The 12,969-nt window shown below is 59.1% G+C and carries 10 protein-coding genes; 6 read left to right on the top strand and 4 right to left on the bottom strand.

The window, feature by feature from the left end; translation table 11 throughout:
• Positions 1-17 precede the first annotated feature (17 nt).
• Genes GGD63_RS15865 through GGD63_RS15855 form a run of 3 tightly spaced genes read right to left on the bottom strand, consistent with a single transcriptional unit; the run spans position 18 to position 3,419 of the window.
• Complete coding sequence (locus GGD63_RS15865; protein ID WP_183243507.1) at positions 18-1,595, bottom strand: lipopolysaccharide biosynthesis protein; 1,578 nt, start codon at positions 1,593-1,595, stop codon at positions 18-20.
• A gap of 4 nt (positions 1,596-1,599) precedes the next feature.
• Complete coding sequence (locus GGD63_RS15860; RefSeq protein ID WP_183243505.1) at positions 1,600-2,457, bottom strand: WecB/TagA/CpsF family glycosyltransferase; 858 nt, start codon at positions 2,455-2,457, stop codon at positions 1,600-1,602.
• Positions 2,439-3,419 carry a UDP-glucuronic acid decarboxylase family protein gene (locus GGD63_RS15855; protein ID WP_183243503.1) on the bottom strand — a complete coding sequence of 327 codons (981 nt, stop codon included), beginning with the start codon at positions 3,417-3,419 and terminating at the stop codon, positions 2,439-2,441. Before GGD63_RS15855 ends, GGD63_RS15860 begins: the two co-directional genes overlap by 19 nt.
• A gap of 275 nt (positions 3,420-3,694) precedes the next feature.
• Here GGD63_RS15855 and GGD63_RS15850 point away from each other — a divergent pair, with 275 nt between their 5' ends.
• The 5 genes from GGD63_RS15850 (at position 3,695) to GGD63_RS15830 (ending at position 10,708) form a co-directional block, all read left to right on the top strand.
• Complete coding sequence (locus GGD63_RS15850) at positions 3,695-5,056, top strand: polysaccharide biosynthesis/export family protein (RefSeq protein WP_183243501.1); 1,362 nt, start codon at positions 3,695-3,697, stop codon at positions 5,054-5,056.
• A gap of 68 nt (positions 5,057-5,124) precedes the next feature.
• The gene (locus GGD63_RS15845; protein ID WP_183243499.1) at positions 5,125-6,462 is read left to right on the top strand and encodes an O-antigen ligase; all 1,338 of its coding nucleotides are present in this window, start codon (positions 5,125-5,127) and stop codon (positions 6,460-6,462) included.
• An 82-nt stretch (positions 6,463-6,544) separates the two neighbouring features.
• Positions 6,545-7,990 (top strand): right-handed parallel beta-helix repeat-containing protein, encoded by a 1,446-nt coding sequence (locus tag GGD63_RS15840; RefSeq protein ID WP_246785493.1) that lies wholly within the window; start codon positions 6,545-6,547, stop codon positions 7,988-7,990.
• Positions 7,991-8,174: 184 nt separating this feature from the next.
• Entirely contained in the window at positions 8,175-9,170 is a 996-nt protein-coding gene (locus tag GGD63_RS15835; RefSeq protein WP_183243495.1) for an NAD-dependent epimerase/dehydratase family protein, read from the top strand.
• Between the two features lie 71 nt (positions 9,171-9,241).
• Positions 9,242-10,708 (top strand): sugar transferase, encoded by a 1,467-nt coding sequence (locus tag GGD63_RS15830; protein ID WP_183243493.1) that lies wholly within the window; start codon positions 9,242-9,244, stop codon positions 10,706-10,708.
• Positions 10,709-10,784: 76 nt separating this feature from the next.
• Here the strand turns inward: GGD63_RS15830 and GGD63_RS15825 are convergent, their stop codons facing one another.
• Positions 10,785-11,723, bottom strand: coding sequence for a response regulator transcription factor (locus GGD63_RS15825; RefSeq protein WP_183243491.1), 939 nt, complete (start codon positions 11,721-11,723; stop codon positions 10,785-10,787).
• A gap of 512 nt (positions 11,724-12,235) precedes the next feature.
• Between GGD63_RS15825 and GGD63_RS15820 the strand changes: the two genes are divergently transcribed.
• A complete protein-coding gene (locus GGD63_RS15820) occupies positions 12,236-12,880 on the top strand; it encodes a response regulator transcription factor (RefSeq protein WP_183243489.1) in 645 nt (214 codons plus the stop codon).
• Positions 12,881-12,969: the final 89 nt, after the last annotated feature.

The raw sequence follows: 12,969 nt of genomic DNA, 5'->3' as shown, positions 1-12,969 counted from the left end.
AGTCGAATGAGCTCAGTTCACAAATCATGGGCAGATGGCCGTTCGGCTTCGGTTGCACGAAAATCCAATTCATGGACGTCGTTGCAGTCCGCAGCGATGTAAGCGCTGGCGTCGTGGCCGGCGGTCGGTCGCAGCGATGCCGGAGGACGTGCTTGCCGTTGCATCAGGGCGTCGCGTTGGCGGGGCGATCGGATCTCGGGCTCCGCTTCGGGATCGGACGGTGGACCGTGCCTAGGAACGAGTATCAGGAACGCGATCCACCTTCCCAGGGCCCCGGTCACGCTGCCCGTCATGAATCCATAAGCGGCTCCCAACAGTCCGCCTTCAATCATCAAATACCAGACCAGAACCACCGTCACTCCAGCGCCGACCGAACTGGCCCCGAGGAGCACCTGGGGGCGCTCGATGGCCAGTAACGCATTTGTCGCGGGCATACCCAGGGCCGACGCCAGCATTGCGAGCGCCAGCACAAAGAGGGTTGGGGCATGATCGGCATACTCCTCGTTGGAATAGAGCAAACTCATCAAGTCATCGCCAAAAAAGAGGATAGCCAGACAGAACAGCATCATTCCTGCGCCTAGCAACAGCAAATCCTGAGTAGCCTCGCGACGTAGCCGGGTGTGACCGCCCTCGCTCAGGGCCAATGCGGCCTTCGGAGCCAGCGTATTGCCGATCCCGATGATGAGAGGGTTTGCGAACAGTACGATGCTCATGCACGCGGCATAGACTCCCGCAGCCGTTGGGCCGGCGCCAAATGCCAACAGCCAGTAAGGGATGCTGGCCTGAACACACACGGTTATCTGGATTGCGAAGAGCCATTTTCCCAAGTCCCAACCGTGTGCAATTGCTGCTGTCAGACGATCCGAACGGACGACGAAGTTGCCGCGCGCGTGGTATAACCAAACGCCGCCAGTCAGTGCGCAAGCGACGCCGATGGCGAGGTATGCGCTGGCTGGCGACATTCTTCCGGTCCAACCCAACCAGCAAAGGGCGATGAGCTGGATCGCTGCTACCGCGATGTCCAGCGTCAAAGCGCGGGCCATTTGCAGATGCGCGAACGAATACCGCCGGCCGAAATCCCGCAGCAGCGCGAACGGCGTGACGATTGCCAGTGCCCAGGTCATCGCGACCAACTCAGGAGCCGCCGCGCATGCGGACAGCACTAAAGCTGTCGCCAACGGAACGATGAAACCAAGCGCCGAAAGCAGGCCGGATTGCACCAGTGAACCGCCTGCGTGCTCGGTCGGGGTGCCCCGTGGCAGGTGCCGCTGTATCGTATAGGGAAGCGCGATGAGTGAGTCCTGGATAGAAACGATCGATATCAGCATGGAGATTCCGATCGCATAGAGTCCCAGCTCCCTGGGCGAGGTCCAGTGGCTGACCAGGACCGTTGTGACGAAGCTGACGCCACTAACCACCGCCTGGTCCGCGAGCCCCAGGCTGTGTGTTCGCCATTTAAGCCAGACGCTGCGCAATGCGGCGATCGATCGGCGCTTTTTCCGCGCCGGCGTCGATCCCGGGCGTGCGGATGGGATCGGCGAGGGCACCGGTGCTGCCGCCGCCATCGGTAGGCCGCATTTCGAATTGCGGTCCAAGCCCCTAATCCTTCGTTCGGCCGTCCGGCTTCCAGCGATCCATGTTCCATGTACCGCGCGGGCGATGAGATGGGCGCATCGCACGGCGCAGGATTTCGCTCGCAGCAAGAAATGTGAAGCCCGGGACGATATAGGCGTAGCGACGCCACAAACGTCGCGGCTCAGAGCATAGCCGAAACAGCCACTCGAGCCCGTGTCGTTGCATCCACAGCGGTGCCTGACGCTTCGTTCCCGCCAGAAAGTCGAAGGCTGCCCCGACGCCGATCATGACGGGCGCCTCAATGCGCCCGAGGTGGCTTGCCATCCATAGCTCTTGTTTTGGCGTGCTCAGCCCGACCCAGACAATGTCGGGGCGCGCCGCGTTGATCGCAGCGATTATTGTTTCGTCCTCCTCGGCCGTCAGCTCGCGAAATGGAGGGCTGAGCAAGCCGGTGACGTTCAGCTCGGGATGCTCGGCAACCATGGCCCGCTTGAGCTGTTCGGCTACTCCTTCGGCACCACCATAGTAGAATTGGCGGTAGCCGCGCAGACTTGATATCGCGGTCATTGTCCGCATCAAATCGGGACCGTAGACACGCTCAATGCGATCGTTGCCAAACAAGCGTGAAAGCCACACCAGCGGCATGCCGTCGGGCGTGACCATACCGGCGTCATTGTGAATGCGGCGCAGGTGCTCGTTGCGGCGGCTCTCCATCACGCCGTGAACGCCGGTAATGCAGACGTAATTGCGGCTGCAACTGCTGATCCAGTGCTCAATCATTGCGACAGCATCATCCAGAGTTATTGGGCTGACGCCGACACCAAGAATGTCGACCCGGTCGTAGTGGATTGATCCGGCAAAATTCAACTGGCGACTTTCCATATGATCTTCTTCGCCTCACTGGGGCTGGAAAGCAGGCTGTCGAAATAGCGGATGGTCCGGTTCAATCCTTCCCGGAGCGGAATCATAGGCTGCCAATGCAATAGCTCTCTGGCTCTGGCAATATCGGGGCAGCGCTGGCGGGGATCGTCCTGCGGCAGCGCTCGGAACTCGAGCTTGGATCGTGACCCGACGAGGGAGATGATGAGCTCTGCGAGTTCCTTGATGGTGGTCTCGTAGGGATTGCCGAGGTTGATGGGCCCGTCGAGATCACCCTCAACACCCATGAGACGCATCAGGCCATCGACGAGGTCGTCGACATAGCAGAACGACCTCGTCTGTGTTCCCGAGCCAAATATCGTAATCGGCTGGTTTTTCAGGGCTTGGATTATGAAGCTGGAAACGACCCGTCCATCCTGCGGATGCATGTTCGGGCCGTATGTATTGAAGATGCGTGCGACCCTTACGGCGAGCCGGTGCTGACGCCTGTAGTCGTAACACAATGTCTCGGCGCATCGCTTGCCTTCGTCGTAGCAGCCGCGTGGGCCCGCCAGATTGACAAGGCCGCGGTAGGTCTCGGTCTGAGGGTGGACGTCGGGATCGCCATACACCTCGCTGGTGGATGCCTGCAAAATCCGGGCGCGCAGCCGTTTGGCAAGGCCCAACATGTTGATAGTCCCGATGACACTCGTCTTGGTCGTCTGGACCGGATCGTGCTGATAGTGAATCGGCGAGGCCGGGCAGGCCAGATTGTAGATCTCGTCGACTTCGACATAGAGAGGGAAGGTCACGTCGTGGCGCATGACTTCGAAGGCGGGGTGGTTGAGCAGAGGTTCAACGTTGTGGCGTGTCCCCGTGAAGTAGTTGTCCACGCAAAGAACCTGGCACTCCTCGTCGAGCAGCCTTGCGCACAGATGCGAGCCGAGAAAGCCCGCGCCGCCCGTCACAAGAATGCGTTTTTTCATGAATCACTCCATGGCTGCGATGCGCCAACTGTCGCTCCAGAACTCTGACCGGGAGGATGCCGAGCGGGAAGTGGTCATTGGGAGCCCTGGTCTAAACAATGCGGGTTATCCGCGCATACCCAAGTGGTACTCACGAAGAGCCCGTTGCATAGCCACTGTTCGTCTCCGAAGGGGGGCGGGCGTGCCGCTAGCGTTGTTTGCTGCCCGGATATCTGAAAGGCCGCAATTCCGCTCGGTGAACTGCGAGGTTCGCGAGGAGAGGCCGAGGAGAGGCCATGACGGCTAGTCGAACGGCGATGGCTGCCACGCTTGGGTCCTGGCGTGCCAATACATTGCATCAATTCGTGAGAGCCGCCGTCGTGCTCGGCGTATTGGCCGTTTCCTTCCCGCTCCTTGCCGAGTCTCCGGCGGGTGGCGGCGGCTATAGACTGGGGCCGGGCGATCGAATCACAGTGACCGTTTTCGGACAGGCGGAATTATCGGGCGAGATCGTTGTCGATGGCATGGGTAGGGTTCTGCTGCCGCTGATCGGCGCGATTGAAGTCAAGGATCTGACGATCGAAGAGTGCCAGAACCTTATCCGGGATCGACTTGCCGACGGAGTGCTCCAGCGACCTTCCGTAGGGGTACGGATTAGCGAGCTGCGGCCGCTGTATGTTCTCGGCGACGTGCGCACGCCCGGGGCTTATCCCTTCCGCTATGGCAGCACTGTGCAGAGCGCCGTGGCCGTTGCTGGCGGCTTCGGGCTTCCGCATATGGTCGAGGCCGCGGCCGTTCCAGAATTCCTTCTGGCCGACGAGCGCGTCCGGCAGCTGAGCCTCCAAAGACAGGCGTTGCTCGTGCGCCGGGCGCGTCTCGAAGCGCAACGCGATGGCGCGAAGAGCTTCTCTCCACCTGCTCCGGAGGTTTTCGCGGAAGGATCCCCCGAACTCGGCGAACGAATGCCGCGGCGGGTGTCGAGCATGATCGCCGACGAGACGGATACGTTTGAAACGCAGGGGATCATCCTGCAACGGCAGCTCGACTTGCTGCGCTTGCAAAAGCCGCGCCTGGAAAGCGAGATCGCGTCCTTCAATGGGCAGATTGAAGCAGCCAAGAAGCAGCTTGAGTTGGTCAGGCAGCATGCCGATCAGTATAGCCGACTGGTCAAGCAGGGCTTGGGCGTCGCAAACTCGGAGCTGCAATTCCGGGTCACGGAAGCCAGCCAGGAGAGCGAGCTTTGGAGGCTAACAACGCAAGTCATGCGCTTGCAGATGGAGGCTGGTGAGCTCGACGTCAAGATCTATGAGGCGGAGGCGTCGTTCAGGAGACAGGTTATCACCGACCTGCGGGAGGTGCGCGAACGCCTTCGGGAACTCGATATTACGCTGCCGTCAGCGCGGGACATTCGTGAGGTGAAGCGGCAGCAGGCTGGCAATATGCTCGGAGCTGAATCGGCTCACACCATCATGGTGACGCGGGTGCGAGATGGTCAGACCACGGTCTTCGAGGCAACAGAGACGACGGCTGTGGAGCCCGGCGACATCATCGATGTCAAGAAGCGGCTTCCGCCTGATATGAACCAGAAACTTTCGGCCGCGGAACCTGATCCGGGAGCCGCGGCACAGAGGAGGCCGGTTGCCTCAGCCTTGCGCTAGCACCCGACCCGGATAGCGGGGGTGACAAGGCAGCGGCGGTGCCCAGGGTGGCAGTTCGGATGAACTCGATGACTTCAGGTAGTGCAAGTTGTTCAGGTCGTGCAAGCCGAACCGACCTGGGTGACCGTTATCTCCTGCTACTCTCGTGCGTCCTGCTCGGATATGCATTGCTTGGAAAAGGTTTTGCCTACCTTGGATTTCCTCCTATCTTCATTGGCGAGATGACCCTCTTCGCGGGTCTTGTCGTCCTGTTGCGGACCGGCTGCCTCCTCGCGACGCTCACGACGTTGCCGAGCCTCGCTCTTGCCGCAGCGATGGCGTGGGTAGTACTGCGCACACTGCCCGCCATCGATAGCTACGGCTTCGACGCCCTGCGTGATAGCGTCGTTGTGATGTACGGGAGCTTCGCCTTCATCGTGATCGCGCTGTTGCTGGACGACGCCAACCGCATCAATTCGATCCTGCGATACTACGGCGTCTTTGTAAGGATCTTTATCCCGACCATCCCCTTCATATACGCGTTCCATCGCTACATGGGGGAGCAGATCCCGAAATGGCCTGGCTCCGACGTTCCAATTCTTCAGAGCAGCGGCGAGATAACCACGCATCTGGCCGGAGCCGCTGTGTTCGCCCTCGCCGGGCTCAGCAGAATGAGGCCCCTCGCTGTCGCCCTCTTGTCTGCTACGGCCGTGATGGCCAGCGCGGCGAGCCGAGGCGGGATGCTTGCCTTTGTTGTACCCGTCATCTTCGCGGCGCTTGTCCTAGGGAAGGTGCGTGCCCTGGCAGCGGTGCTTGTGGCCGGACTGGTGATCTTTGCCGCGACCTTCGCCGTCGAAACAGCCGTCAGCGACGCGCGTATCGCCACCTCCACGGAGGAGCGTTCACTCAGCACGCGGCAATTCGCCGACAATTTCGCCAGCCTCGTTAGCCGGTCCGGCGAGGACACCGAAGGCACGAAGACATGGCGCCTCGAGTGGTGGACTATCATCCTTAACGATACGGTATTTGGGCCGGACTTCTGGACCGGACGAGGGTTCGGATTGAACCTGGCTGATGCGGATGGCTTCCAACACAGGAAGGACCCCAACAGCCCGCCACTGCGAAGTCCGCACAGTGTCCACATGACAATTCTCGCGCGCGCCGGAGTCCCGGGTTTGGGGCTGTGGGCGATCATTCTCGTTTCTTGGTCGATCGCGTTGTCAGGCGCTGCGCGGGCCGCCTTGCGCAGGGGGGAAGCCGAGTGGGCCGGCCTGTTTATCTTCATCGGCTGTTACGCTGCTTCATTCGTGATCAACGCATCGTTCGACGTGGCCCTGGAGGGGCCCATGCAGGGGATATGGTTCTGGTGCCTGATCGGTTTCGGCACAGGCTCCGTGATGATCTACCGATGTCAGCGGAATACATGATGATCGTTGAATGATGGCGATGGCACTTCAGGGGTGAACGGCAACAATGCGAGCGCCTGGCGCGAGATCGGCTCGATGTAGGATGATGACTGCGCTGCTGGCGCTTGTTATTCCGCCGGCAGTTGCAACGGCCGTTCGCGCGGGCGTTATCGAAAGTCCCTGCCCGCCAGGTGCGATCGCGGTCGAGCCCGGCACCTCGATCCAACGCGCTGTCGAAAATGCCGGCGAGGGCGCTGCGTTCTGTCTGAAGAATGGAAATCACAGGATTCAGGCGGTTCGGCCCAAGTCGGGCCAGAGTTTCAACGGAGAGGGCCGAACGGTTTTGAACGGCAGCCGGTTGCTGACGTCGTTCAGCCGCGAGGGGCTTTACTGGGTCGCGAGCGGACAAGAGCAGTCGGGCCAGAAGCATGGTCGATGCGCCAAGGAAACGCCGGCCTGCGACTTGCCCGAGGGCTTCTTCATCGACGACAAGCCATTAGTGCAGGTGTTGCGCAAGGAAGGTATCGAGGTGGGCCGGTTCTATCTGGACCACAGCAGCGGACGTCTCTATTTCGCCGATGATCCAACCGGGCGCAAAGTTGAGGTGACGGTGGCCGCCTTCGCGTTCGAAAGTGCAGCAAGAAACGTGCTGATCAAGAACGTCATCATCGAAAAGTACGCAAGCATCGCCCAGAAGGGGGCGATCCAAAGCGGGAATGCCGGTTGGATCGTCGAGAATTGCGAAGTGCGCCTGAACAGCGGGATTGGAATCGTGGTGGGAGCAGGTGGCCGCGTGCGGGGCTGTGACGTTCATCACAATGGCCAAATGGGTGTTGGCGGCAGAGGCAGGGATATCATCGTCGAAGATAACTGGATCCGGGCGAACAACATCCATGGCTTCGACTTCGGGTGGGAAGCGGGCGGCCTGAAGATCGTCCTGAGCGACGGCGTCGTCCTTCGTGGCAATCACGTACAAGACAACGTCGGTCCCGGACTGTGGTGTGACATCAACTGTCGGAATGTGCTTTACGAAGATAACATCGTCGAGCGCAATCAGGGCGCCGGCATCTTTCACGAGATCTCGTTCAATGCGGTCATTCGCAACAATGTCGTTCGCAATAACGGTATTGCAGAAAAGACCTGGTTCTGGGGCAACGACATTCTCATTGCTGCGTCGCAGGACGTGCAGGTTTATGACAACCGGCTCACCGTCAGTCCAGGAAAATGCGGGATCATGCTGATCGACCAGGGGCGCAATGACCATATCGGAATGCGCGGTGGACCAATGTACAAGACGCGCGACAACACAATCCGGAACAACGAGGTGACCTTCGAGGGAGCTGCTTGCGCGGGTGGTGCGTCCGACGTCAAGCTGGGCCACGAAAATTTCTCTATCATCACAGACGGCAACAACATCCTTGACGGCAACCTCTATCGTGTTCGGCGATCCGCCGGACCCGCGCGCTTCGCCTGGGGACATGCGACCTTCGACTGGGACGGCCTGCGCGCGCAGGGTGTAGAGCCAACCGGGCAACTGGTGGTCTACTGATCGCTGCACATCAAGCATTCCTGTTATCAGCAGGCTGCAATCCCTGTCGGCGCGCCGGCTGCGTCTGACCACGGCAAGCGACAAGGCGCATTTACCTGCACCATCCGGATTACTCCCTCGTTGCAGTAATGGATCGGGCTCTCTCCCCGTATCTTGATGCCAAGAACGCGACAGGGAGCGCGATATGCGAAAAGATGCGAAAGTTCTGGTTACCGGCGCGGGCGGCTTCATCGGTCACCATCTTGTCAAGTATCTCGTTAGGCGTGGATACGCCGTGCGCGGTGTCGACATCAAAGCTCCGGAGTACGAAGCAACGGAGGCGGACGAATTCGTCATCGCAGACCTTCGTAAGTCATCCGAATGCATGAAGGCGACTGCCGGCATCGAAGAAGTCTATCATCTCGCGGCAGACATGGGTGGTATCGGATACATCAGTGCCTCTCATGCCGGTATTGCTATCAACAACACGCTCATCAATGCGCACACCCTGCGCGCGGCTCGCGAGAACGGCGTGAAGAGATTCCTGTTCTCGTCATCGGCGTGCGTCTATCCGCAATACCTTCAGGAAAGTCCCGATGTCGTTCCTTTGCGCGAGGAGGACGCGTTTCCCGCGCAACCCGAGGAGGGCTACGGACTCGAGAAACTATACATGGAGAAACTCTGTCAGTACTTCATGGATGATTGGGGCTTTGTGACGCGGGTCGTGCGGTTCCACAACGTCTATGGACCGCTCGGCACCTATGATGGTGGCCGCGAGAAGGCGCCAGCCGCAATTTCCCGGAAAGTCGCGGCGCTTCCCGATCACAGCGAGATCGAGATCTGGGGTGACGGAAAGCAGACGCGATCGTTCATGTACATCGATGACTGCGTCGAGGGGATTTTCCGCATCATGCGGTCGGACTATAGCGCGCCGCTGAATCTCGGAACCGACGAGCTGGTCAGCGTCGATGGTCTCGTCGATATCATTTGCGACATTGCGGGAAAGACGCTGGTCAAGCGGCACGACCCGTCGCGACCACAGGGCGTGCGCGGCCGCAACAGCGACAATTCGCGGCTGAGAAGCGTTCTCGGCTGGGAGCCCAGCACGCCGCTGCGCGTGGGGCTGATCCCAACATATCGATGGATCGAGGAGCACATGGCGGGCCGGTCGCACCGGCCAGTGCAGACCGCAGCCGAGTAACGCGAAATCGCGTTGGTCTTTCAAATGCGGTGTCGCGAACGAGTGATATTGACGACAGTGGAAGGTTGAGAATGGCAGACGTTGGCGCTCTTCTGACGCGAGCTGATGCGCCGAAAAGTCATCATGAATGGCGCAGTAGCGACGAGGGATTGGCCCATCGATTTCGAAAGCCAATAGTCATTGCGGCGCTGTCGTCCGGCGATGTCATGGCGGCAATCGCTGCTACCTCTCTCAACCGGACATTGATTGAGAATATCGGCCTGCAATCACCCGACCAGGGCTACCTCATGCTGCCTCTGGTCATTCCAGTGTTCTTTCTTGTCGGCCTGTACAGCGGATGTGGCCCCAGCCCATACGAGCGCTTCAGGCTGCGCGTGATCGGCGTCGCGGCGCTGATTGCGCTCGACCTTCTGATCGAAGGTCGCCCGAATGGACTGGGGGGGCAGCCTCTCGCGATTGGATTGTGCGATGCGATTTCCGTGCTGATTCTCGGTCACTATGTGGAGACCATGTTCCGCGCGCTGTTGATTCGCTTTGGGCTGTGGGGCGCTCCGGCAGCCGTTGTCGGGTGCGGCGAGGACAGTCGGAAACTGGCGCGGCTTCTCCTACAAGATCCTTCTATCGGATTGCGGCCGATCGGTTTCATCTTAACATCCCGTGACCAAGATTCGCGAAACGCGCTTCCCTTGCCGCTGGTGGGGGAACTCGCGGACCTGGGCGGGCAAGATCCGCATATCGAATTCGCGCTGTTTATTTCGGCCAGTGAACTGGGCGCGACCGCATCTAGTCCAATTCCGTGGCTGCCGACCTGTCGATTGCTGCTGGTCGAGGACGTACAGGATCTGCAGAGCTTGTGGTTGCGCACCCGGACCCTGGGTGGAGGGATCGGGATCGAGATCAGGCGCGATCATTGCTTGCCGTACAAACAGACACTCAAGCGGATCATCGATCTGCTTGTCGCGGTTCCCGCTGCAGTGCTGGCAGGGCCCATCATTCTCCTCCTGGCCGCTGCCATCAAGGTCATCGATCCGGGGCCGGCGATCTATGTCCAAGATCGCATCGGACGCAACGCAAAGACGTTGCGGACATTCAAGCTTCGCACGATGTATGCCGATGCCGAACAACGATTGCAGGAGCATCTACGCTGTGATCCGGTCGCCAGCGCGGAATGGCAGCGATTTTTCAAGCTCTCGCGCGATCCTCGCATCCTGCCTACCATCGGAGACTTCATGCGGCGGACCAGCCTTGATGAATTGCCGCAACTCTGGAACGTGATCCGTGGCGATATGAGTCTCGTCGGTCCGAGACCGTTTCCTGCGTACCATATGAACAGCTTTGATGACGAGTTCCGCGTCATTCGTACGAGCGTGCAGCCGGGCATCACCGGCATGTGGCAAATCTCGTCGCGAAGCGACGGCGACCTGGAGGTTCAGAAGGCGCAGGACCTTTTCTACATCCGGAATTGGTCGATTTGGCTCGACCTCTATATTCTGCTCCAGACAGTCATTGTCGTTCTGGAAGCCAAAGGCGCCAGATGAATGCACCCGTGGGGACATTTTGCGCGGCGCCTTGACCGATATCCAGGAATTGTTCTGTTGGGCCGCAACTTGCCGGCTACTTGCCAATTCGTCTTGCGACGGTAGCTCCTTGATTGACTACGCTGTGAAACAGTTGGCCATTGATGCGGTCCATCCCGACGTGATTTGTATTCTGCAAAATCACGCGAAGTGGTGCAGGTGCCCCGGGTATCTCCGCGTCGGGAGCCGGAGGTTGCTTGCCGGCTTTCGGTGTTGCGGAATTCTTGTCGTCGGTTGATTGGTGCAGGAAATCGTTATTGTTCATGGCCCAGATTGCAGCCTGAGTCCGATTCTGAACACGGATCTTGCGCAGGATCGCCTTGACGTGAACCTTCACGGTCGCCTCGGCAATATCGAGCTTGCGTGCCACGCATTTGTTGGTATCGCCTTCGACGAGGCAGCGCAAAATCAGCTTTTCACGGGGAGAGAGCTGTGGCGCAGCAGAATTTTCGGTAGCCAGGTGGCCGTTATCTCGATGCGCTGCTATCTCGCCGGCGGACGCGAATTCGGCGCCGCGAACGAAGGTGCGCAAGGCCGGTGGAAAAACTGTTTGGCCCATCATGACGAGTTCGATCGATTTGACGAATGTGTCGCACGTTGCCACGTCGACGAGATAGCCGTTCGCGCCCGCTCGGAATGCAGAAACCAGGTCGCTCTCGCGGTATCGGTCAGCCACGATTGCGACGAGCCCGTTTGGATATTGTGCTTGGAGAAGAGCTATCTGTGCCGCGATGGATTCAAACTCGTCGCCGGTGTGAACAATAAGGAATAGAAGCTGCTGTCGATGCAGTTGAAGCGTGCTCGGCAACAAATCATCGGTGGATGATACTGAACTTTGAATTCTAAAATGGGCTGTGCGCAGTATTCCGGAAAGCGCTTCTCTGAGTAATACACTTTTTCCAATGACTACAGCCGCAAATGACTGCCGCCTCTGCATGATACTCTCCCAGTCGGCGCGCAACTGAAACAGAAACATCGATCAAACCGTAGTAATTCTACGGTGTAGACAGGCAAGTGATATTGTATAGCTTACTAGTCTTCGGTGAGTGGCTCGATCCTCGTTTGGCCATAACATTTTTATGAAGTGTAGATTCGAATCCCCGATATCCCAATATACCTGAAGGTATATAGCCGGGAGCTTGTTGATGAGACGCGGTCGCCGTCGGGCGAGTGCGGGATCCCTGAAAAATACCCGCACCGGACTGTTGTAGTCCGGTTCCCTGAGGGTAGAGCGCGCCCGAGATAGTGTTTTGAAGCGGTGCTGCGGCGCACCTCGTGGCGGCGATGCCCGGGGGTATGATGCGCGGAGCCGGATGAGGCTCAATCTGGACGGTTGCAGCCAAATGGAGCTATTGCGCCTCTTTTTGCGCTGCGGCGCGGCTGGTGCTCTACTTGGCTGAAGAGAGCGCAAACCGAAACCTGGAAACATGCATGAAGACCCGCGTTTAATTGCCAGGAGTTGAGCCACAGGGGAGAGAGAGGGCAAAAATGCCCACGCGTTGTGTCACCGTGGTGATTGCGGACCGCCAGCCGGTGGTTCTGCAGGGGTGGATCGATCTTCTCGGGGCCAGCAATGGCTTCAGAATTGTTGCGTCTTGCTGTGACGGGACCAGCTGCATTGACGCCATCAGAAGTCGGGTGCCTGACATTGCCATTTTTGACATTGCAATGCCCGATGTGAGTGGGCTGGAAATTCTCGCGATCGCCAGTGCCGAGAATATTCCGACCAAGCTCGTTCTATTCACCGCATCTATCGACGAGCGAGAATTTGCCATAGCGGCTGCCGCAGGCGTGTACGGCATCATTCCGAAGGATGTGGATACCGCGTTTCTCCTTCAGTCCTTGCGTCAAGTTGCCGATGGCCAGAGGTTAGCGTCGCCGTCCCGCTCGAGCGGGGTGGTGCCCCGCGAGCAGGGAAATTTCGCGCCTGAGCAGAATGTACTGGACGTACTGACCGACCGTGAGCGCCAGATCATGCGCCTGGTGTCCGAAGGACTGTCGAACAAGGAAATCGGACGCAAACTGAACATCACCGATGGCACTATCAAAGTTCATCTTCATCACATCTTCCAAAAGCTTGACGTCAGCAATCGGACACTGCTTGCAGCTCTCGCCATGCGCGAGGAGAGCTGAATGGCTGAACCTGCGAAGCGGCGCTGAAGGAGAAAGCCCGGTTCGACGTTCGGTTCAAGCACACCAACGGACGTCGGTCACCGATCTCC

Source organism: Bradyrhizobium sp. cir1 (genome assembly GCF_014198245.1).
Taxonomy (GTDB): Bacteria; Pseudomonadota; Alphaproteobacteria; order Rhizobiales; family Xanthobacteraceae; genus Bradyrhizobium.
The sequence above is the reverse complement of the archived record's forward strand: the minus strand, read 5'-3'. Positions and strand labels throughout refer to the sequence as shown.